This is a genomic window from Williamsia herbipolensis, assembly GCF_036153515.1.
Taxonomy (GTDB): domain Bacteria; phylum Actinomycetota; class Actinomycetes; order Mycobacteriales; family Mycobacteriaceae; genus Williamsia_A; species Williamsia_A herbipolensis.
This window is the reverse complement of the sequence record NZ_CP108021.1, coordinates 219,520-241,499: the sequence shown is the minus strand read 5'-3', so window position 1 is coordinate 241,499 and position 21,980 is coordinate 219,520. Positions and strand designations below refer to the sequence as shown.

Below are 21,980 nucleotides of genomic sequence, written 5' to 3'. Positions count from 1 at the left end.
TCACTCCCCATCCTCCGGACGTCGGTACTTGCCGACTGGCGGTAGTGGGGCCCAGTCAGAGTCGCCGACTACAGCCACCCCGTCCACATCGACTGTGATTCCACCCCAGCCAGTGGTGCCGTAGGCGCAGCGCTCCAGGTGGGCACGCGCCCGGTTGCGACGGAAACTGCCCGGAATGGGCATGCCGCCCGGTGCTGGATCGAAGTCAGGCTTGGCCATTTCCTCGCCCAACCAAAGTCCGAATTCGTTGCTCTTGCTGAGGAACTCCTCGACTTCCACTGTCACTGCCTGTCGGACCTCGAACCAAAACCACTCGTAGAACTTTCGAGCGCGCTGTGAGTATTTTTCGATCAGCGGCAGAAACTCGACGTCCTTCTCCTGTGTACGTAGAAAGCGCTTCGCGGGACCGCTCCATTTGGAAAACTTGTCCAGCTCTGAGCGTTTGAGCTGAACCGTGTTAATCCACTCCACCGGCCGGGGCGGGCGGTGCCTCCAGGTCGTCCCAATCGACATCACTGGCGCCGAGTAGTGCACCGTGAAGTTGCGGAGGTCGAACAGGAATTTGATGTCATCGTCGCCGAACAACTCGGTGACCTTCGGCTCATACGTGCTCACCTCCCAGACAGTTCGTCGATCCGAACTGTCGCGGCGCTGGTCCACGGGGATCCGCTCGGGCCATATCATTCGGTGAGTGCTGCGCTGCACGTCGCGCAGAGTCGCGACAGACGCAATGTAGTTGTGCAGGAAGCGGACCGCCTCGTGCTCGAACTCATCTGTCAGATCCTGGACGTGTCGTCCGGTACCGACGAACGTCGCGATGTGCCTGGATAGCTCTGTGCCATTGGTCGAGAGCAACCGCGAGACCCGATTTATCGCTTCGAGCCGTTCGTGGTGGGCTTTGCCCGGTAGGCGCGCCAGATGCGCCATACGCTCTTCACGCTCCACAGCCCAGTTCGCCGTCCAGCCCTCACGCTCGGTCACGACTACATCAATCCTGCGGCCACCGTGGCACCCAGCTCCCAGCACGACTCAATGTCGGCCCTGCTCGGCGCGCCAGAGACGACGACCGTCGCCGCCGACCGGGTCCAGCCCAGTCCAGTCGTGATCATCTCCACCGCCCGCTCGGCGCCCTCGGTGCCCTCGTTGCCGTGAAGGTAGACGCCGAACGGTCGGCCCCGGGTGGAGTCGAGGAGCTGGTAGTACGAACAGTCGAACGCGTGCTTGAGGGCGCCCGAGATCGAGCCCAGGTTGGCCGGGGTGCCCAACAGGTAGCCGTCGGCGTCCAGCATCTCCACAGGCGACACCGTGAGCGCCGGGCGGCGGATCACCTCGACACCCGAGATCTCCTCGTCGGTGGCGCCGGAGACCACCGCCTCGAACATCGCCTGGCAGTGCGGCGAGGGCGTGTGGTGGACGATGAGCAGCCGTTTCATGCCGCTGACCTGCCGCGATCCGTAGTAGGAGGGTATGCGTCTAATAAGTGTTTCAGGGCGCCGGCGATGTAGGCGAGGTTCACCGGGCACCCGAGCACGTACCCGTCGGCGTCGAGGAAGTCCGATGCGCTGACCGACAACGCCGGGCGGCGGATCACCTCGACGCCGGTGATCTCCGGATCGGCCGCCCCGGCGAGCACCGCCTCGAACATGGCCTGGGTGTGCGGCGACGGGGTGTGGTGGACGATCAGGAGTCGCGCGGTCACGCCTGCGGCCCGCCGTGCTCGGCCTTCTCCTGTGCGACAGCGCGTTTCATCATCTCGCGGGCTCGCGAGCGATCGCCGGCGAAGTCGTAGGCGCGGGCGATGCGATAGGTGTTGCGCCAGTTCTCGGGATCGGCCTCCCACTCGGTCTTGACCGTCGCGAACAGCTCGTCGGCCGCGTCGCGTTCCAGCCGGCCCGACGGCCGTCGTGGGAGGTCGGAGACGTCGAGTTCGCGGCCCTCTTCGCGCATCCGGCGACCCAGGCGTTGATGGGCGATGCCTGCCCGTACGGTCGTGAACGCCATCCAGACCCCGAGGAACGGCAGGATGAGCACGCCGATGCCCAGTCCGATCCCGACCACCGACCCGTCCTGGATCAGCTGGACACCGCGGACACCGAGCAGCCCGATGTAGAAGGCCAGCAGGATGAGGATGACCACGATCACGAGCACGATCGGTCGCGAGTCGCGGGAGTAGAAGTCGCGCTTGGAGCGCTCGCCCATCACGACGCCCTACAGGTCGAGCAGGTCGTCGAGACCGACCGTGAGGCCCGGCCGGTTGCCGATCTGGCGCACGCCGAGCAGTACGCCCGGGGCGAACGAGGTGCGGTCGAGCGAGTCGTGCCGGATGGTCAGCGTCTCCCCCTCGGTGCCCAGCAGCACCTCCTGGTGCGCGACCAGCCCCGCGAGTCGCACCGAGTGCACGCGGACGCCGTCGACGTCGGCACCGCGGGCGCCGTCGAGTGCGGTCGAGGTCGCGTCGGGCATCGGCGCCGCACCGGCGTCGGCGCGGGCCTCGGCGATCAGGCGCGCGGTGCGGTACGCCGTTCCCGAGGGCGCGTCGGCCTTGTGCGGGTGGTGGAGCTCGATGACCTCGACCGAGTCGTAGAACCGGGCCGCCGCAGCGGCGAACCTCATGCTCAGTACCGCGCCGATCGCGAAATTGGGGGCGATGAGCACACCGACGCCGGGGGCATCGTCGAGCCACCCGCGGACCTGGGCGAGACGGTCGTCGTCGAACCCGGTGGTGCCGACGACGGCGTGAATGCCGTTGCCGATCAGGAACTCGAGGTTGTCCATCACCACCGACGGGTGCGTGAAGTCGACGACGACCTGTGTGCCGGAGTCGACCAGCGACGACCGGTCGTCGTCCTTGTCGACTCCCACGGTGAAGCTCAGGTCGTCGGCGGCCTCGACCGCGTCGACGATCGCCTGACCCACCTTGCCGCCACTACCGAACACCCCGACGCGGATCCCGTCACCACCAGCCATGACGTCCATGATCCCCCACGCGGGTCAGGTCGCGCGAAGCAGGTCCGCGCACTTCTCGGCCATGGCCATCACCGAGATGTTGGGGTTGACCGTGGGCAGTTTCGGCATCGCCGAGGCGTCGACCACGCGCAGTCGCTGCGTCCCGCGGACGCGCAGTTGCGGGTCGAGGACGGCCATCGGATCGGCGTCGGTACCCATCTTCGCCGTGGCCGCCGGGTGATAGACGGTGTTGTGGGTCTTGTGCATGTAGTCGATGAGATCGTCGTCGGTGACGGCGTCGGGACCGGGTGCGAGTTCCCGGGCGATCCACGGTCGCAGCGGTTCCTGCGCGGCGATCTCGCGGGCGAGGCGGATGCCGGCGAGCATCACCGTCTCGTCGTGGTGACCGGCGTCGGTGAAGTAGCACGGATCCACTCGAGGGCGGTCACGGAAGTCGCGGCTGCGCAGCCGCACCGTTCCGCGGGACAGACCCTGCGTGACGTTCGGGGTCAGGCAGAACCCGTTGTCGGTGGTCGGGTATCCCCACCGCAGCGTGTTCATGTCGAACGGCACACTGCCGTAATGCATCATCAGGTCCGGTAGGCCCAGGGCGTCGGTCTCGGGGGAATGACCGGTCGAGGCGAACAACCCGATCTCCCACCACTGACTCGACGTGGTGACCATGGGCTGCGCCGCCTCCCAGAACACGAGTCCCTCGACGTGGTCGTCGAGGTTCGATCCCACCCCGGGTGAGTCGACCCGAAGGTCGACACCCATCGAACGCAGGTGGTCGGCGGGACCGATCCCCGACAGCATCAACAGTTTCGGGGTGTCGATGGCGCCGGCGGTCACGATGACCTCGCGGTTCGCACCCACCACGTCGAAGCCGGTGAGGTCGGGGCGCTGGTAGCGGGCACCGACGGCGGTGGTGCCCGAGCCGTCGTCGCCGTCGAACAGGATCTCCTGCGCCCAGCAGCCCGTGCGGACCTCGAGATTGGGACGGGTCCCGATGATCGGGTGCAGGTAGGCATGCGAGGTCGACATGCGCAGACCGTCCTCGCCGGCGTTGATCTGGAACCACCCGGCGCCGGTGCGCACCGTCTTGCCACGGTTGAATCCCACCGTGGGCAGTCCCGCCGCCGCGGCCGCGTCGAGAACCGCAGCCCCACAGGGGTCCTCGGCGGGAACGTCGCGCAGCCGGACGGGTCCGTCGTGACCGTGGTCGCCCGGTGCGTCGTTGTTCTCGAGTCGCCGCACCAGCGGGTGCACGTCGGCGGCCCCCCACCCGGTCAGCCCCATCCGCTCCCACTCGTCGAGGCTCTCCGCGGGCGGCCAGAAGGCGATACACGAGTTGTGTGAGGAACACCCACCGAGGACCTTGGCGCGGGCGTGCCGCATGAAATCGTTCCCACGCTCCTGCGGTTCGATCGGGTAGTCCCAGTCGTAGCCGGAATCGAGCAGGTGCATCCATTCGCTCAGCACCAGCACGTCGTCGTTGCCGACGTCGGTGGGGCCGGCCTCGATGAGACAGACGGTCACCTCCGGGTCCTCGCTCAATCGGGCGGCGAGCACACATCCGGCGGTGCCGCCGCCGACGATCACGTAGTCGAACCGCCCTGCGGTGACCTCGTTCTCGTGCAGTGGATCAGCCATGGGGTCAGACTCCCTCGGGTCCGGGGAACGGTACGGCGTCGGATTTGGTCTCCGAGGCGTGTGACCTCAGCGTCCCCATGCCCCGGCTGCCGACGGTGAAGTACCAGAGCAGACCGACTCCGCCGATGACGCCGATGTAGATGAACGCGGCCCACGTGTTGTACCAGGGGGCGCCGTACACCGCCTCGCGCGGCCACGCGAGGTTGATCGCCATCCCGATCCCCCACAGCACGGCCACGATGTTCACCGGGAGTCCCCAGCGCCCCATCGAGAAGTACCCGCCCGCCTTGAGATCCGGCGGCGGCCACTGCCCTCGAAAGCGCTGCAGCAGAAGCGGACCCGTCACCATCAGGTACGCGATGTAGATCATGATGATCGCCACCGACGTCAGCAGCAGGAAGATGGTCGGCTGGTTGATGTTGATCACGAGGATCAGGATCGACAGCACACCGATCAGGACGGACGGGATGACCGGCGCCTGGGTGCGGGGGTGCACCTTGGCCAGCGATTCGCCGAAGGGCAGCGCGTTGTCGCGAGCCATGGCGAACGTGAGCCTGATGGCGGCGGTGTGGACGGCGAGCGTGCACACGAACACCGCGACCACGATGCACATCAGGAAGATCTTGCCGACCGGGCCGTACATGACGTCGAGCACGATCTGCTGGAGTCCGCCCTGCGCGGCGAGCGCCGGATCGGAGAGGTTCGGTGCGGCGAGGATGGCGAACACGAGGATCGCGCCGCCGATCACGAACGAGGCGAGGATCGCCCGGAGGATCGCCGACGGCGCGGTCTTGCGGGGATTGACCGTCTCCTCACCGAGCGACGAGGCGGTGTCGAACCCGTACATGACATACCCCGACGCCAGCGAGGCGATGAGGAACGCGCCGAGATACCCGCCGCTCTCCCCTGCGCCGTAACCGTTGGTCGAGAAGAACACCGCCGGGGTGCGGTCGATGTTGAACGCCAGGATGACCGCGATCAGCACCGCGGCGATGAGTTCGATGAACACACCCGTGCTGTTGATGATCGACATCAACCGGACGCCGAAGGCGTTGATGGCCGTCGTCGCGAGCACCAGGATCGACCCCAGCAGAACGGCATTCGACGGCGACACCACGGTGAGGTCGTCGGATCCGATGAGCCGGAAACCACTCCAGATCTTCGGCAGTGTCGAGTCGATCGCCAACACGACCGCCGACATCGTGACGATCGAGGCGGTCAGCATCATCCAGCCCGAGAACCACCCGACCACCTTGTTGCCCAGGATCTTGGCCCAGTTGTAGACCGACCCCGCGATCGGGTACTTCGCGGCGAGCTCCATGAAACACAGTGCGACGGCGAGCTGCCCGACGAACACGATGGGCCAGCTCCACAGATACGCCGCGCCCGCGGTGCCGAACCCGAAGTAGAACAGCTGGAAGGTGCCGGTGAGGATGGAGATGTAACTGACCCCGGCGGCGAAGCTGGCGAATTTGCCGATGCTGCGGTCGAGGCTCTCCTTGTAGCCGAAATGTTCCATCCCGTTGTCGGGATCGATGGGTTTCTCGATGGTCATGCTGCCCCCTCGGGCGAAGCGGAATCGGATCTCGTGGTGACGACTGCTCTCGTGATGTCTGTGGCGCGGTACGACGTGGGCCCTGACCTGCAGGCGGGGACTCTCAGGGCGGGAACCACCCCGCCGGCGGGGCGGTGGTGTTGGTCCAGATGTGTTTGAGCTCCTGATATTCGGCGAGTCCCGAGGGACCCAGCTCGCGACCGTTCCCGGACCGACCGAAGCCACCCCACTCCGCGGCCGGGGTGTAGTAGCCGAAGTCGTTGACCCACACCGTGCCGTGGCGCAGACCGCGCGCCATCCGTTCGCCGCGTGCGGCATCGGAGGTGCGGACACCGGCGGCGAGGCCGTAGGCGGTGTCGTTGCCCAGTTCCAGGGCGTGGGCCTCGGTGGTGAACCGTTCGACGGTGAGGATCGGGCCGAACGTCTCCTCGGCGACGATGCGCATGGAGCGGTCGCAGTGGTCGAACACCGTCGGTTCGAAGAAGTAGCCCTCGGCCAGACGCGGCTCGGTCGAGCGGTGGCCGCCGGTGACCAGCGTCGCTCCCTCGGCCACGCCCACCGCCACGAAATCGACGATCTTGGCCAGCTGCTGTGCCGAGACGAGCGGGCCGGTGAGGCTGGCCGGATCGACACCGGGCCCCATCGGGATCCGGCCGGCACGGTCGGCGACCGCGGCGACGAGGTCGTCGGCGACGGATTCCTCGACGATCAACCTGGTCCCCGCCGAGCAGACCTGACCCGAGTGCAGGAACACCCCCGTGAGGACCTGGTCGACCGTCGCCGACATGGCCTCGGGGGTCGCGCAGGCGTCGGCGAACACCACGTGCGGGTTCTTGCCGCCGAGCTCGACGAGCACACGGGTGACGTGTTCGGCAGCCGTGCGGGCGATGACCTTGCCGGTCGCGAGTCCGCCGGTGAACGAGATGAGGTCCACGTCGGGGTCGTCGGTGAGTGCGGCCCCCAGATCGGATCCGGCGCCGAGCACCAGGTTCACGACACCGGCGGGCACACCGGCCTCGGCGATGAGCCGGGTCAGCTCGATCGTCGACAGCGGCGTCACCTCGCTGGGCTTGAGGACCATGGTCGCGCCGGCCGCCAACGCGGGGGCGATCTTCCACGAGATCTGCAGGAGCGGGTAGTTCCAGGGCGCGATCATCACGCACACACCGACGGGTTCGGCGACCACACGGCTGATCACCGCGGGGTTCCCGACATCGACGAGTCGGTCGGAACTGGTGGTGACCAGGTCGGCGTAGTAGCGGAACACCGCGACGACGTCGGTGATGTCGATACGACTCTCCGCGAGCGTCTTCCCCGTGTCGCGGGTCTCGATCAACGCGAGCGACTCGATGTCGCGCATCAACAGGTCGGCGATGCGGTCGAGGATGGCCGACCGGTCGGCCACGGTCGTCGACCGCCACGGCGAGTCGTCGAAGGCGGCGCGTGCGGCGACGATCGCCGCGCGGACGTCGGCCGGTGACGCCTCGTCGACCGACCGGATCACCGTCCCGTCGGCCGGATCGATGCAGTCACGGGTGCGGCCGGAGGTCGCCGCGGTCCACGCGCCGTCGATGAAGAGGTCACTCACCTCCTCATCCTCACCCGTCGGCGCACATTTCGTTGATCCAATCGTGGAATTGCGCGATGTGGTGCTCGGCGGGTACGAGAACGCCGCCGGAGGCGTAGGCGCGCGAGGACATGCCGGGCTGCGTGCGTTCACAGGCGTCGAAATCCTGGACGTTCACACGGTGAAACAGCTCGACACCGCCTCGGGTGTCGCCACCTGACGCGATCACGTCGGGGTGATAGAGCCAGTCGCACACCACGACCGTCCGATCGACCGCGGTGGGGAACATGCGGTGCACGATCACGTGATCGGGCACCAGGTTCACGAACACCGTCGGGTTGATCGTGATCGCGTAGTAGCGCCGATCCTGATCGGCGGTCAGGTCCGGTAGAGGTGCGAACCCGGATGACCCGTCGACGGTGAATCCCTCTATCTCGCTGCCGAACTCGGCGCCGTGCCCGACGTAGTACTGGGCGGCGAGGCCGTCGGCGAACTCCGGCAACACCTCGGTGAGTTCGGGGTGGATCGTCGCGCAGTGGTAGCACTCCATGAAGTTCTCGACGATGAGCTTCCAGTTGGCGGCGACCTCGTAGGTCTCACGGTGCGCCATCGCGAGATCGGCGACGCCGTAGCGATCGATCTGTTCGGGCGATCCCAGACGTGTTGTGACCGCGCCGATCACGGTCTCGGTGAACGACGGCGGTTCGTCGGCCAGGCACACCCACAGGTAGCCGAGCCATTCGCGGCTCGCGACGCCGATCAGTCCGTAGCGGGTGCGGTCGATGTCGCCCAGGCTGCTGAGGTTGGGTGCGGCGACGAGAGCGCCGTCGAGACCGTAGGTCCAGGCGTGGTACGGGCACTGGAGGTTTCGCCGGACCGCCCCCTGCGCCTCGGTGCAGATGAGCGCACCCCGGTGGCGGCAACTGTTGAGAAACGCACGCAGGGCGCCGTCACGCCCCCGTACCACCAGCACGCTCTCTCGGCCGATGTCGACGGTCGCGAAGCGCCCGGGGGCATCGAGATCGGCGCTGCGGACCGCGCACATCCAGCGCCGTTCGAGGATCGACTCCTGTTCGCGGGTGAAGGCGGCGGGGTCGGTGTAGGCGGCCCCGGCCAGTGTCGCCACGAGCGTGTCGGGTGGTGCCGGGTCGGTACGCCCGGTCTCGTCGAGGGCGGTCATCGGGCACCGGCTGTCGCGACCCGGTCCCCGCCGCCCGCGGCGAGCGCGGCGCGGGTCGGATCGAAGATGTCGATCGGGTGGTCGGTGTGACCGTCGACCACGAGATCGGCGAGGATCTCCCCGACCACCGGCACGAACTTGAACCCGTGCCCGGAGAACCCACAGGCCACGGTCACCCGATCGTGTCGGGGATGCCGTGCGATCACGAAATTGTGGTCCGGGGTGGTCGAGTACATGCACGTGGCGGCGTCGAGGGCGGGGCCGGCGACACCGGGCAGCAGCTGTTGCACCCGGGTTCGCATCCGTTCGGTCTCGTCGTCGTGGACCACACGGTCGATGGTCTCCGGCGAGCAGGTGTCGCCCCTGCGGAAGAAGGCGACCTTCACTCCCCCGTCGGGTCCGTCGATCGCCGGGAATCCGTAGATCTGCTCGATGTCGGCGTTCTCCTGGATGTAGATGGGCGCGTCGACCATCGCCGGGACGTCGTCGGAGGAGGGGTCGTCGGCTGCCGTCGGGGTGTCGAGGCCGAACCAGTACATGACCTGGCGCTCGATCTCGATCGAGACGCCGAGGTCGGCGAGGATCTCCGGCGCCCAGGCTCCGGGGCAGATCACCAGTTCCCGTGCCCGGAGGCGCCCGGAGTCGGTCACGACCTCCACGTACTGACCGTGATCGCTCCAGGATCGGACCGTTTCACCGAATCGGAGGTCGGCGCCCTCGCGTCCGGCGAGGTCGATGTGCGCGGCGACGGTCTCCTCCGGTCGCGCGAAACCGGCGAGCGGTTCGTACACGGCCACCTGACCGGCCTCGGGCACGAACCCCGGGAAGCGACGGGCGACCTCGCCGGCGTCGAGCACCTCGTGTTCGAGACCCCACAACTGCGCGGCGTGCAGCGAGCCCGACACGGTGGCGCATTCCGGTGGTCCGATGAACAGCCCGCCGGTGATGCGGTAGACCTCGCGGCCCGATACGCGTGCGAGCTCCTCCCAGAGTTCGTAGGCGCGTAACAGCAACGGCACGTACGCGGGATCCTCGAAGTACGACTGCCGGATGATGCGGGACCCGCCGTGAGACGACCCCCGATCGTGGGCCGGGGTGAACTGTTCGAGGCCCAGCACCGAGACGCCGCGGCGGGCGAGGTGGTAGGCCGCGGCCGATCCCATGCCACCGAGTCCGATGACGATGACCTGGGCGTCGACGTCGCCCGGATCGAGGGGTGCGTCGGTCATGCTGTGCGTCCTTTCAGGCGTGCGTTCTCCGGGTCGACGGTGGTGGTCGGCGACACCGTGAACGTCGCGGTCGTCGCGAGGTGGTCGACGTGCACCTGGTCACCGACACGCAGTTCGGGTGCGCCCCAGGCGTAGGCGATGGTGCGGTGCACGATCGGCGAGAACGCGGCCGATGTCACGTGTCCCACGGTCCCGTCGGGGCCGGTGACCGGTTCCCGACCGAGCAGGAGCGTGCCGGGGTCGTCGGCGACGAGTGTGTGCAGGCGCCGCCGCACCGGACGCTGCGACATCGCCGCGCGTCCGACGAAGTCGTGGTTCTTGGCGACGGCGAAGGCCAACCCGGCCTCGTCGGGCGAGTGCATCGCGGTCATGTCGGTCCCCCACGACCGGTATCCCTTCTCGATCCGCAGGGTGTCGAGCGCGCCGCGTCCGGCCCACACTGCGCCCAGAGATGCGCCCGCGCTGGTCAGTTCGTCGGCAAGGGTGACGGCGTCGTCGGCGGCGACGTACAACTCCCACCCGAACTCCCCGACATAGGACACCCGCATGGCCAGGACCGAGACGTCGGCGATCCTGGTGCGCACCGTGCGATAGAAACCGAGGTCGTCGGGCCCGAGCGCGGCCTCGCTGAGGGGATCGACCAGGGCGAGCGCAGCCGGCCCCCAGACACCGAGACACGCTGTTTCGGCGGTGATCTCGCGCACCTCGACATCGGCGCCGTCGCGGCGGGCGACACGGGCGAGCGCGCGCAGACGTGCGAGATCGAGCGGACCGTTGATCCCGATCTGGAACGACTCGGCCGCGGTGCGTGCGACGGTGACGTCACTGAGCACGCCGCCCGAGGGGTCGAGCATGAGCGCGTAGATGACCGTCCCGACGGCGCGATCGGGGTCGCGGGTGAGGATGGGGGCGAGGAACGACACGGCGTCGGTTCCGCTGACCTGCAGCCTCATCAGCGACGTCATGTCGAACAGACCGACCCCTGCCCGGGTGGCGGCCGCCTCGGCGAGCACGATCGGCGACCAGTGGCGCGTGGAGAAGTCGTCGCGATGCGCCGACGCGGCGCTCGCCGTATCGATCTGAGGCAGTGCGGTATTGGCCTCGAACCACGCCGGGCGCTCCCAGTCGTGGGAGGTGACGAACACCGCAGCGCGTGCGCGGTGACGCTCGTGCAGCGGACTCACCGTGAGATCGCGCTGTATCGACCGCTGTTCGCGCGGATGGATGATGTCGTAGACCTCGTCGAAGGCGCGCGCACTCATCGCGGCGACGTGATCGGGGGCGGTCTCGCGGGCGGAGAACCGCGCGATGTCGCAGCCGGCGACACACAGATCCGGGCTGCCGTCGATCATCCAGTGCGCCATGGTGCGTGCCACGCCCGCCGACTGGGTGACCCAAACCGCCTCGGCCACCCAGAACCCGTCGAGACCCGGATGGGGTCCGAGGACGGGCCCGCCGTCGGGGGTGAAGGAGAAGATGCCGTTGAACCCGTCGGCGACCGACGCCGAGGCGAGGCTCGGGAGAACGCGGGTCGATTCCGTCCAGGCGGGCGCGAAATCGGCGGGGGTGAACGGCAGCATCGAGGGCATCGGTTGTTCCCGCGTGTCACGGTAGAGACGATCCATGTCGACGGGCATCGCGTGGTGCCCGTAGTAGCCGATACCGATCCGGTCGCCGTGCTGACGGTAGTAGAGGTCGGCGTCCTGATGGCGCAGGATCGGCAGTGTCGCAGCCGCTTTGCCCACACGCGGGTCGACGGATCCACGAAGCGGATCCACCGTCGTCGTCTCGACGTACTGGTGTCCCATGGCGACGAGCGGCACGCGCAGATCGACCATCGCACCGATCTCGACGCCCCAGAATCCCGCGCACGACACGACGACGTCGGCGGGGTGGATGCCGTCGGCGGTCTCTACACCGGTCACCCGGTCGCCGGTGGTCACGATCGCGCGTACGCGCGTGTCGCCGACGAACCGTGCACCGGCGGCCTCGGCCCGTTGGCGCTGGACGTCCACGCATGCCAGCGCGTCGGCGAGACCGTCTGTGGGCGTGTGTAATCCGCCGAGCACGGTCGCCGGGTCGAGCAGGGGGTGCAGCCGGGCGCACTCAGCGGCGTCGACGATCCGCGCCGACACGCCCCACGCGCGCGCCCACCCGGCCTTGCGGTGCAGATCGGTCATGCGTGCCTCGGTGGTCGCGACCTCCAGCCCACCGACCGGGTTGAAACACAGGCGATCCGAGGTCTCCGCGAGCCCGCGGAACTTGTCGACGGTGTATTGCGCGAAGCGGGACAGCGTCTCCGACGGGTTGGTCGCGAACACCAGGCCGGGTGCGTGGCTGCTCGATCCGCCCGTGGCCGGCAGCGGTCCACGGTCGAGGACGGTGACGTCGGTCCATCCGCGACCGGTGAGCTCGTCGGCCAGCGAGGTTCCGACGATACCTGCGCCGATGATGACCACGCGAGGACCGGTCATGACCACCTCGATTCCGTCCCGTTGTTCCGTGGGGTCGACCATTGTTGCGTTGATTGCAACACGTTGCCCTCTGTGCAACACATGGTGCGGCCGGGGATCGCAAACGTCAACTCGACGCGCGGCGTGTCACCGGGTCGGAGCAGGGGTCGATCAGGTACGGGCGAGTCAGGCGCGGTGGCCGAGGCGGACGCTGATCGCGTCGGCCGCATCGACAGCCTCGGCCGACAAGGTCGGAAGTCGGTCGTCGGACATCCGGAAGGTCGGACCGGAGATGCTCAACGCAGCGACGACATCGCCCGTGTGATCACGGATGGGGGCGGCCACCGCGGTCAGCCCCTCCTCGAGTTCTTCTCGCGCATGCGCCCATCCGCGCCGACGGATGTCGCCGAGTTCGGCGCGCAGGGCGTCGAGGTCGCCGATCGTCGACGACGTGAAGCGCTCCAGCGTCGTACCGACGGCCATGTCGAGTCGGGTGTCGTCGAGCGCCGCGAGCAACACCTTGCCGCTCGACGTGGCGTGTGCGGGGCAGCTCTGGCCGACCCAGGTGCGCAACGAGATCCCCGGGGAGCCGTTGGCCTCGGTGACGTTGACCGCGCGCCCGCTGTCGAGGATCGCGAGGTTGACCGTCTCACCGACGGCCTCGGCGAGCGGGCCGGCGATGTCGCGACTCTCGCGTCCGAGGTCGCGGGTGGCCATCGTCGCACCGGCGAGTCGGACGATGGTGAAGCCCAGCCGGTACTTGCCGCGATCGGCGACCTGCTCGACGAATCCGCGACCCTCCAGCACCGACACCAGTCGCGAGATCGTCGACTTGTGCACGCCGAGGGTGTCGGCGATGTCGGACACGCCGCCCTCCCCGTGTCGGGCCAGGATCTCGAGGACCTCGAGCGCGCGATCGACCGACTGGATCGAGGCGGGACGGTTCCGGTCGGGTGAGATGTCGGCCGTGTCGTTGATGTCCATGTCGCTCCTCAGCATAGTTGCGGCCGCGAAGGGTCCGACACGCTTGACGGACGCATGCACCGATGCGACTCTGTTGCGCACAATGCGTTATGTTGCCCGCAACGCAACGCCGCGCGTCACTGATCCCGCCGTCTCGAGGTGAACCCATGTCCGTTGTCCACACCCCCGCGACCGCCACACCCCACGGTGTCGCCACCGTGGTGGACGTCGCCGCCGCCGATCTCGCGGTCGACGTGCCGATGCGCATCGAGCCCGCCGACCACCCGCCCATCGCGGTGATCCGCACCGCCGAGGGCGTGTTCGCCATCGACGACACCTGCACCCATCAGGACACCTCGCTGTCGGATGGATGGGTGGAGAACTGCACCGTCGAGTGCCCGCTGCACGAGACCTGCTTCGACCTCCGCACCGGGATGCCGACCGGCCCGCCGGCCACCCGCGCCGTGGCCACCCACCCCGTGACCGTCGTCGACGGTCGGGTGCACATCACCCTCCACGACCGCTCGCTGTCCGTACCCGCTCCGGTCGAGGACGTCTCGGGCGCCGCATGATCGGCTCCACGTGATCACCGTGGTCGGGGCATCGCTCGCCGGCCTCACGGCGGCGCGCGAGCTGAGGGCCTCCGGCGTGACCGGCACGATCGCGTTCGTCGGCGCCGAGTCGTGGCTGCCCTACGACCGCCCGCCGCTCTCCAAGGACGTTCTGCTGGAAACGTTTCCGAACAGCGCCGCCGTCGCGCACGGCGCCCACCCGGGACCGACGGCACTCCTTCTCGACGGCGAGGCCGAGACCTTCGACTGGCACCTCGGTGTCGCGGCCGACGGCCTGTCGGTCGACGCCGAGGGCATCAGCGTCCGACGCGGACAGCACCACCCCGTCGGGCCGGCCGACGCGGTGATCCTCGCGACCGGCGCTCGAGGCCGCACGTTGATCGGCGCCGACCTCGACGGTGTCCACGTGCTCCGCACCCTCGACGATGCCCGCGCCCTCGCTGCCGACCTGCGGACCGCCCGTCGGGTGGTGATGATCGGCGGCGGTTTCATCGGCGCCGAGATCGCCTCCACCGCTCGCACCCTCGGCGCGGAGGTCGCCATCATCGAGGCGACCGAGATCCCGGGTGCTGCGGTCCTCGGAGTCGACGTCGCCCGGTGGTCGATGGCGCGCCACGCACTCGCCGGGGTGTCGATGCACACCGGGGCGGCGGTGGAGACCATCGACGGGACCGAGGGACGTGTCCGTTCGGTGACCCTCGGCGACGGACGCGTCCTCGACGCCGACGTGGTGGTGGTCGGGATCGGATCGGTCCCGGACACCGAGTGGGCGGCCGCGTCCGGTATCGCACTCGATGACGGCTTCGTCACCGATGCCGGGGGTGCGACCTCCATGCCCGGGGTCTACGCGGTCGGCGACTGCGCTCGAACCTTCGACCCGATCACCGGAACCCATGTGCGGCGCCAACACTGGAGTTCAGCCGTCGACCAGGCGCGCACGGTCGCACGCCGCATCGCCGGTCTCGAACCCCCACCGCAGCGGGCGCCCTACTTCTGGAGCGATCAGTACGGTCACCGCGTACAGGTCTGTGGGCACATCCCCGTCGGCGTGGAGCCGCAGCTCGTCGACGGGTCGATGGACCCGGGGGCGACCGAGGGTTTCCTCGCCGTGTTCGGCGACCGCGACCGTCCCGCTGCGGTGGTCGCCGTCGACCGTCCCCGAGACTTCCTCCGGCTGCGCAAGACGATGGATCGCGCGCTCACCGGCTCGGCGACGTCCGTCGCGCACGCCTGAGTCGACCACCGCCCCACGGGTCGGGCGCAGGTCAGAAGACCGGCGCGGCCGCCCGGAGGTGTTCGAACACCAGCGATGTGGTGGTGCCCGCGACCTCGGGTCGAGAGTTCAGCCGTTCGACGAAACCGCGGAGCGCCTCGGTGTCGGCCACCGCGACGTGCAACAGGTAGTCATCGGATCCGGCGAGAAAGAAGACGTCGATGATCTCGTCCTGTGCGCCGATCTGGCCGACGAACCGACGGATCTGACCCCGCGCGTCGGATTGCAGGCTGACCGCCACCATCGCGCGCAACGTCCGACCGACCGCGGCCGGGTCGATGTCGGCGAAGAACCCGCGGATCACCCCGAGTTCGATCAGGCGCCGCACCCGACCGTGACACGTCGACGCGGCGATCCCCGCCCGTTCGGCGAGTTCGCGGTTGGGCATCCGCGCATCGGCCTGCAGCAACGCCAGGAGCAGGCGATCGGTCTCGTCGAGATCGCGACGACCGACGACGGTCCGAAGATCCTTCGATTCGATGCTCACCCGCGCAGCATATCTCGCCGGATCTTCCAGATGGTCCCTCTACAGAGAATCTTGTTCGGAAGAATTGATGATGCACCGAAGGGTGTTCACGCTGGGAGGCACACCATCGTGGCGACGACGCCGCGCCGCAGCGAACGAGAGGCAACGTCATGCGTGTCGGAATCCCCCGCGAGATCAAGAACAACGAGTACCGCGTCGCCATCACACCCGCCGGCGTCGCCGAACTGACGCGACGCGGACACGAGGTGGTCATCGAGGCCGGTGCGGGCGCCGGATCGGCGATCACCGACGTCGACTTCAAGGAGGCCGGCGCGCAGATCCTGGCGACCGCCGACGCCATCTGGGAGCAGGCCGACCTCGTGGTGAAGGTCAAGGAGCCGATCGCCGCGGAGTACGCGCGGATGCGTTCGGGGCAGACCCTGTTCACCTACCTGCACCTGGCGGCGAGCCGTCCGTGCACCGACGCGCTGCTCGCGTCGGGCATCACCTCCATCGCCTACGAGACGGTCCAGGCGCGTGACGGGTCTCTGCCGTTGCTCGCCCCGATGAGTGAGGTCGCCGGTCGCCTGGCACCGCAGGTCGGCGCCTACCACCTCATGCGGTCGGCGGGCGGACGCGGCCAGCTGATGGGTGGTGTGCCCGGCACCGAACCCGCCGACGTCGTGGTGATCGGCGCCGGGGTGAGCGGCGTCAACGCCGCGACGATCGCCATGGGCATGGGCGCGCAGGTCACCGTCTTCGACCTCGACATCGCGAAACTCCGTGCCGTCGACGCCCGTTTCGCCGGGCGGGTCCACACCCGCTACAGCACCGCCCTCGCGCTCGAGGAGGCCGTGAAGAAGGCCGATCTGGTGATCGGCGCCGTGCTGGTTCCCGGGGCGAAGGCCCCCGTGGTGGTGTCCAACCACCTCGTCGCGTCGATGAAGCCCGGATCGGTGCTCGTCGACATCGCCATCGATCAGGGTGGGTGTTTCGAGGACTCGCGTCCGACCACCCACGACGACCCGACCTTCACCGTGCACGACTCGGTGTTCTACTGCGTCGCGAACATGCCCGGATCCGTCGCGCGTACGTCGACCTCGGCATTGACCGGCGCAACCCTCCCCTACGTCGTCGCCCTGGCCGAGAAGGGTTGGCAGCGGGCATGTTCCGACGACGCGAGCCTGGCCGCGGGACTCAGCACGCACGCCGGCGCACTGTTGGCGCCCTCGGTGGGCGCCGCACTGGACCTGCCGGTGGGCGCGTCGCCGCTGAGCGTCTGAGGTCAGTCCTGCTCGCCGATCGGCGCGTAGTGGGAGAGGTTGATCATCCGACGCTGGATACCCGACACCTCGCGGACCGCCTGAGCCACCAGACTCCGGTCGAGCGGTGAGAGCCTGCGCATGGTGAGCACGTCACCGGCGGACTCCCGGCGGTCGAGCTGCGCGACCTGGTAGGTGATCCGGATCTTCTGCAGCACGTCGAACACCTCGATGAGCACTCCGGCGTTCTCCTCGGTGAGCATCGGGCTGCCGCCCGCGACACGGAGGCGCGAACGGGTGTCGAGTTCGAGGGACTCCACGCTCAACGAGGCCCACCGGGCGATGTTCACCAGCGGTGTGAGGGCGTGGGTCTTGATGTCGAAGGTCCCGCCACGGCGGGCCAACACGTCGCGCATCGAGCGGATCCGGGCCTTGTGCGACAACGACTCCGCCAGGAGAAGGCGCAGGGTCCCCGGGTGCGACCGCAGGTCGCCGAACACCTCGGCCACCCCGGACAAGCCGCGGTCGCCCCAGATGGGACGGCCGTCGAGCATGAGCGAGGTCATGATCATGCCCTTGTTCTCCAGCGGGGTGGCCAACCACTGCGCCGCCGCCGCCCGCCACTGGGCATGGGTCCGGGCGAACAGCGGCGACGACGCCACCGCGCCGTTGACGTCGATCGTGAGTCCGCAGGCCCGCAGCACGTCGTCGACCTCGGCGAACGCCGCCCGGTAGACGGCGATCTGCTCGGGGTCGGACACCGATTCGTCGAACGCGACCGCGCTGTCGACATCGGAGCTCAGTACGGCCTCGCGACGTGCGTTGCTGCCCAACGACAACCACGTCAGCTTGTCGGGGTCGACATCGTCGTGCCGCTCGAGCACGAGTTCCAACGCCCTGCGCACGACGGCGTCGTGCACGAGCGACAGCATCGCGGTCACCTCGTGTGAGGGCTGCCCGCGCCGGACGAGGTCGGCAACGACGAACGGCATGCGCCCCGCCTGCTCGGCCAGTGTCTCCACCGACCGTGCGCGGGCGATCTGATGCCGCAGCGACACGCTCGCCCCGCCCGGAGCCGAGATGAAGTCACCCGGGCCCACCACACCGACGAGTCGTCCACCGGGTTCCACCACGGGAAGACAGCCCAGTCCGTGTTCGAGGATCTGCAGCAGCGCGTCGGCCGCGGGTGTACCGGTGACGACGGTGCGGGCGCGGGGTGTGACGACACGGCTCACGGGGATGTCCCCGGATTCGCCGGCCGCCACCACCCGGGATCTGATGTCGGAGTCGGTGAGCACCCCCACGGTCCCGTCGCCCGCGGGGATCACGACGTAGTCGCGGCGGCGCTCGGTCATCAGGCGTGCCGCCTCGCTGACCGACATGGTCGGGGTTCCCACCACCGGTGCGGTGCGGATCAATTCGTCGACGATGCCCCCACGCGGGCGCACGGGATCGATCCTCCGGGGCAATCGGAGCTGACCGGCCAGGAACCGCGCGCCGGCCATGCTCGAGAAAACCGCGTGCACCGAGTCGCTCGGGATACGGCACACGGTGCTCGCCGACATGGCGACCGCCCGTGGGCCCCGAGCGGCGTTGGTCAGCAACGAGAAATAGCCGAACACCCCGCCCGGGCCGAGGATCTCGTCGGGTTCACCGTCGAGATGGTCGGGCAGACTCCACAGGCCCACCTCGCCGGTGATCACCACGCCGAGTTCTTCGACGGTGTCGCGGAACCCGTCGAAGATCTCCGCGCCGGCGGCGAACTCACCGATCGTCGCCCGCGCGGCCAGGCGGTCGAGTTCCGCGGGAACGAGCGCGTCGAACGGCGGGTGGAGCCCCAGGAATTGCGCGACCGCGGTCATCGGGACATCTTCGCAAGTGCGCGACATCCGCGCCACGTCGGACCGAAACGAACAAACCCGGCAGAAATGTCCGTTTCGTGGCGATCGGCAACATCGGTTGACCCCCAATGTAATCCGGGCGAAACCCCGTTGCCGCTACTGTTCAAGCCGGTGAACATCCGGGGTACGGAGGGCGACATGAGCACGGACATCGGTACGGCGGGTCTCGACGCGGAACAGGTCGGGTACAAACAGTCGCTCGGGCGACGGCAGGTGCAGATGATCGCCATCGGCGGCGCGATCGGCACCGGACTCTTCCTCGGATCGGCCTCACGCCTCAACGCGAACGGTCCGGCCCTGCTGGTCAGTTATGCCGTCGCCGGACTCGTCGCCTACTTCCTCATGCGCGCCCTCGGCGAACTCGTGCTGCACCGCTCCACCAGCGGCGCGTTCGTCTCCTACATGCGCGAGTTCTTCGGGGAGAAGGCCGCATACGTGACGGGCTGGATGTACTGGCTGAACTGGGCCCTGACCGGCATCGCCGAACTGTCGGCGGTCGGCGTCTACGTCAACAACAACTTCCCCTCGATGCCCAACTGGGGTTCGGCACTGATCGCCCTCGTGGTGGTCCTCGCGGTGAACCTGCTCAGCGCCAAGGCGTTCGGCGAGTTCGAGTTCTGGGCCTCGATCCTGAAGGTCGGTGCGATCGTCCTGTTCCTCATCGTCGGCCTCGTCGTGGTCCTCGGCTCGGTACACGTCGGCGACCACCAGGCCGGGTTCTCGAACCTCTGGGACAACCCGGGCGGTTTCTGGCCGACCAGCGGCGCCTACAACTGGTACGGACCGATCCTCGTGATGTCCGGCGTGGTCTTCGCCTACGCCGCCATCGAGATGGTCGGCGTCGCGGCCGGCGAGATGGAGGACTCCGACAAGGAGGTCCCCCGCGCGGTGAACGCCGTCATCTTCCGTATCGCGGTGTTCTACATCGGCTCGATCCTGCTGCTGTGCGCCATGTTGCCGACCACCTCGTACACATCGGGCACCAGTCCGTTCGTGACGGTGTTCAACAAGCTCGGATTCGGCTGGATGGGCGACGTGATCCAGGTCGTGCTGATCGTCGCCGCGATGAGCAGTTTGAATTCCGGCTTGTACTCCACCGGCCGAGTCCTGCGCAGCCTCGGGATGAGCAAGCAGGCACCGGGATTCACCACCAGGATGAGCAACGGCGGTGTGCCGTGGGCGGGCATCGCGATGACCACGGTCGTCTACGTGCTCGGCGTCATCCTCAACGTCCTCGTGCCGGGTCGTGCCTTCGACATCGCTCTCGAGGCCGCGTCACTGGGCATCGTGTTCACGTGGGGCACCATCTTCGCCTGTCAGCTCAAACTTCGGTCGCTGGTGAACAAGGGCATCATCCCGAAGAGCAAATTCCAGGCACCCGGTCACCCCTACACATCGATATTCGGACTCGTGTTCCTCGTCGCGGTCATCGTCGGTCTCGGCGTCTCGGGCTGGCTCGACAAGGAGGGTGGTCGCGTCGACTTCTACGTCGTCGTCATCGGGATCCCGTTCATCGCAGCGTTGTTGATCGGCGGCTGGTACCTCATCCGCGACAACGTGAAGGCCAACACCGACGGCAAGATCGAGTCGACGTGGGCGGCCAAGGAACGGGAGTTCACCGCTCGTAAGAGCTGATCAGCGTGTGAGCGCCCGCACCGATGCGGGCAGGTCGCGCGTACGTCGGTAGGGCCCGACGACCGCGACCGCCGGGGCGGCCCCGAGCAGGCGTGACGCGAGGGCAGAGACCTGCCGGGTGCGCACCGACTCGATCTGCCGGAGTGAGCGCGCGACCGGACGCCTGCGCCCGAAATCGAGCTCCGCACTGCCGATCCGGTGCATCCGCGACTGGGTGTCCTCGAGACCCAGGAGCAGTGAACCGCGCAGCGCTCCCTTCGCGCGAGCGCACTCGGCGTCGGTGATGCCGTTGGTCGCGACGTCGCGGAGGATCTCGACCGCTACCGAGGTGACATCGGCGAGCCGATCGGGATTGCACCCGGCGTACACGGAGAACGTGCCGACGTCGCTGAACGAGTCGACACCGGAGTAGACCGAGTAGGCCAGTCCCCGTTCCTCGCGGATCTGTTGGAACAGACGCGAACTCAGTCCGCCACCGATGGCGGCGTTGAGCACCGACAGAGCCCAGCGATCGTCGTCGGCGAGTCCCGCCGTGGGTACGCCGAGCATGAGGTGGGTCTGCTCGCTGTCGCGGTGGATCACCTCGAGGCCGGCGCGCGTGGGCGGCCTCTGACCGCTCCGTCGCGGTGGTGTCGCGGAGACGCCCTGCTGGAGGTGTGCACCGAACGACTCCCGCACCTGCGCCAGCACGTCGCGGTGGGCGACGTTGCCCGCCACGGCCAACACCATCTTGTCCGGGGTGTAGCGGCGGGTGTGGAACGACTGGATCTGCCTGCGGGACATGGCCGCGATGGACTCCGCGGAGCCGATCACCGGGCGACCGATGGGGTGGTCACCGAAGGTCGCGGTCATGAAGGCGTCGGCGAGCAGGTCCTCGTGGTCGTCGTCGCGCATCGCGATCTCCTCGAGGACCACGTCGCGCTCGGTGTCGACGTCGTCGGAGGTGCACCGTCCGCGCAACACCACGTCGGCGACCATGTCGATCGCCATGTCGGCGTGTTCGTCGAGGACATGGGCGTAGAAGCAGGTGTGCTCCTTCGAGGTGAACGCGTTCAGTTCGCCGCCGATGGCGTCCATGTCCTGGGCGATCGACGACGCGGTGCGCGTCGGGGTCGCCTTGAACAGCAGGTGCTCGAGGAAGTGCGCGGCGCCGGCGACACTGGGCTTCTCGTCGCGGGAGCCGACGCCGACCCAGAGGCCGATCGATGCCGATCGGACCCCGGGGATGTGTTCGGTGACAACACGCAGCCCACCGGGCAGGACGCTTCTCCGGACGGAGTCGCGGGTCCCGGTGGGCTGCGTGGGTGTGGTGTTGTTCAGCGCAG

The 21,980-nt window shown here is 68.3% G+C and carries 18 protein-coding genes and 1 pseudogene; 4 read left to right on the top strand and 15 right to left on the bottom strand.

Features of this window, described 5'->3' with window-relative positions:
• The 12 genes and pseudogenes from OG579_RS01055 to OG579_RS01000 form a co-directional block, all read right to left on the bottom strand.
• Window positions 1-981 carry a hypothetical protein gene (locus OG579_RS01055; RefSeq protein WP_328857769.1) on the bottom strand — a complete coding sequence of 327 codons (981 nt, stop codon included), beginning with the start codon at window positions 979-981 and terminating at the stop codon, window positions 1-3.
• 2 nt (window positions 982-983) lie between these two features.
• On the bottom strand, window positions 984-1,433 hold the full coding sequence (locus OG579_RS01050) for a flavodoxin family protein (RefSeq protein ID WP_328857768.1): 450 nt from the start codon (window positions 1,431-1,433) through the stop codon (window positions 984-986).
• 38 nt (window positions 1,434-1,471) lie between these two features.
• Window positions 1,472-1,645 (bottom strand): annotated as a pseudogene (locus OG579_RS01045) (flavodoxin family protein); the annotation flags it as partial.
• A 50-nt stretch (window positions 1,646-1,695) separates the two neighbouring features.
• On the bottom strand, window positions 1,696-2,199 hold the full coding sequence (locus OG579_RS01040; protein WP_328857767.1) for a hypothetical protein: 504 nt from the start codon (window positions 2,197-2,199) through the stop codon (window positions 1,696-1,698).
• 9 nt (window positions 2,200-2,208) lie between these two features.
• Window positions 2,209-2,967, bottom strand: coding sequence for a 4-hydroxy-tetrahydrodipicolinate reductase (gene dapB / locus OG579_RS01035; RefSeq protein ID WP_328857766.1), 759 nt, complete (start codon window positions 2,965-2,967; stop codon window positions 2,209-2,211).
• A 24-nt stretch (window positions 2,968-2,991) separates the two neighbouring features.
• Entirely contained in the window at window positions 2,992-4,599 is a 1,608-nt protein-coding gene (locus tag OG579_RS01030) for a GMC family oxidoreductase (protein WP_328857765.1), read from the bottom strand.
• A gap of 4 nt (window positions 4,600-4,603) precedes the next feature.
• Window positions 4,604-6,154, bottom strand: a complete 1,551-nt coding sequence (locus OG579_RS01025; RefSeq protein ID WP_045822499.1) for an APC family permease — start codon at window positions 6,152-6,154, stop codon at window positions 4,604-4,606.
• A gap of 103 nt (window positions 6,155-6,257) precedes the next feature.
• A complete protein-coding gene (locus OG579_RS01020; protein ID WP_045822498.1) occupies window positions 6,258-7,742 on the bottom strand; it encodes an aldehyde dehydrogenase family protein in 1,485 nt (494 codons plus the stop codon).
• Window positions 7,743-7,752: 10 nt separating this feature from the next.
• Window positions 7,753-8,901, bottom strand: a complete 1,149-nt coding sequence (locus tag OG579_RS01015; protein ID WP_328857764.1) for an aromatic ring-hydroxylating oxygenase subunit alpha — start codon at window positions 8,899-8,901, stop codon at window positions 7,753-7,755.
• Complete coding sequence (gene solA, locus OG579_RS01010) at window positions 8,898-10,130, bottom strand: N-methyl-L-tryptophan oxidase (protein WP_328857763.1); 1,233 nt, start codon at window positions 10,128-10,130, stop codon at window positions 8,898-8,900. The genes OG579_RS01015 and solA overlap by 4 nt, the downstream gene beginning before the upstream one ends.
• Window positions 10,127-12,604: a GcvT family protein gene (locus tag OG579_RS01005; RefSeq protein ID WP_328857762.1), complete on the bottom strand. Its 2,478-nt coding sequence runs from the start codon at window positions 12,602-12,604 to the stop codon at window positions 10,127-10,129. Before OG579_RS01005 ends, solA begins: the two co-directional genes overlap by 4 nt.
• Window positions 12,605-12,769: 165 nt before the next feature.
• Window positions 12,770-13,567, bottom strand: coding sequence for an IclR family transcriptional regulator (locus OG579_RS01000; RefSeq protein ID WP_328857761.1), 798 nt, complete (start codon window positions 13,565-13,567; stop codon window positions 12,770-12,772).
• Between the two features lie 146 nt (window positions 13,568-13,713).
• Here OG579_RS01000 and OG579_RS00995 point away from each other — a divergent pair, with 146 nt between their 5' ends.
• Window positions 13,714-14,118: a bifunctional 3-phenylpropionate/cinnamic acid dioxygenase ferredoxin subunit gene (locus OG579_RS00995; RefSeq protein ID WP_328857760.1), complete on the top strand. Its 405-nt coding sequence runs from the start codon at window positions 13,714-13,716 to the stop codon at window positions 14,116-14,118.
• Between the two features lie 10 nt (window positions 14,119-14,128).
• Window positions 14,129-15,352, top strand: a complete 1,224-nt coding sequence (locus tag OG579_RS00990; protein ID WP_328857759.1) for an NAD(P)/FAD-dependent oxidoreductase — start codon at window positions 14,129-14,131, stop codon at window positions 15,350-15,352.
• A gap of 31 nt (window positions 15,353-15,383) precedes the next feature.
• Here the strand turns inward: OG579_RS00990 and OG579_RS00985 are convergent, their stop codons facing one another.
• Window positions 15,384-15,872, bottom strand: coding sequence for an Lrp/AsnC family transcriptional regulator (locus tag OG579_RS00985; RefSeq protein ID WP_408068789.1), 489 nt, complete (start codon window positions 15,870-15,872; stop codon window positions 15,384-15,386).
• 155 nt (window positions 15,873-16,027) lie between these two features.
• On the opposite strand from OG579_RS00985, the gene ald reads away from it, so the two are divergent.
• Complete coding sequence (ald, locus tag OG579_RS00980) at window positions 16,028-17,140, top strand: alanine dehydrogenase (RefSeq protein ID WP_328857757.1); 1,113 nt, start codon at window positions 16,028-16,030, stop codon at window positions 17,138-17,140.
• 2 nt (window positions 17,141-17,142) lie between these two features.
• Here the strand turns inward: ald and OG579_RS00975 are convergent, their stop codons facing one another.
• Window positions 17,143-18,981, bottom strand: coding sequence for a DUF294 nucleotidyltransferase-like domain-containing protein (locus tag OG579_RS00975; RefSeq protein WP_328857756.1), 1,839 nt, complete (start codon window positions 18,979-18,981; stop codon window positions 17,143-17,145).
• A 177-nt stretch (window positions 18,982-19,158) separates the two neighbouring features.
• Here OG579_RS00975 and OG579_RS00970 point away from each other — a divergent pair, with 177 nt between their 5' ends.
• Complete coding sequence (locus OG579_RS00970; protein WP_328857755.1) at window positions 19,159-20,655, top strand: amino acid permease; 1,497 nt, start codon at window positions 19,159-19,161, stop codon at window positions 20,653-20,655.
• Here OG579_RS00970 and OG579_RS00965 read toward each other — a convergent pair whose 3' ends face one another.
• Window positions 20,656-21,975 carry a M16 family metallopeptidase gene (locus OG579_RS00965; RefSeq protein WP_328859113.1) on the bottom strand — a complete coding sequence of 440 codons (1,320 nt, stop codon included), beginning with the start codon at window positions 21,973-21,975 and terminating at the stop codon, window positions 20,656-20,658.
• Between the last annotated feature and the right edge of the window lie 5 nt (window positions 21,976-21,980).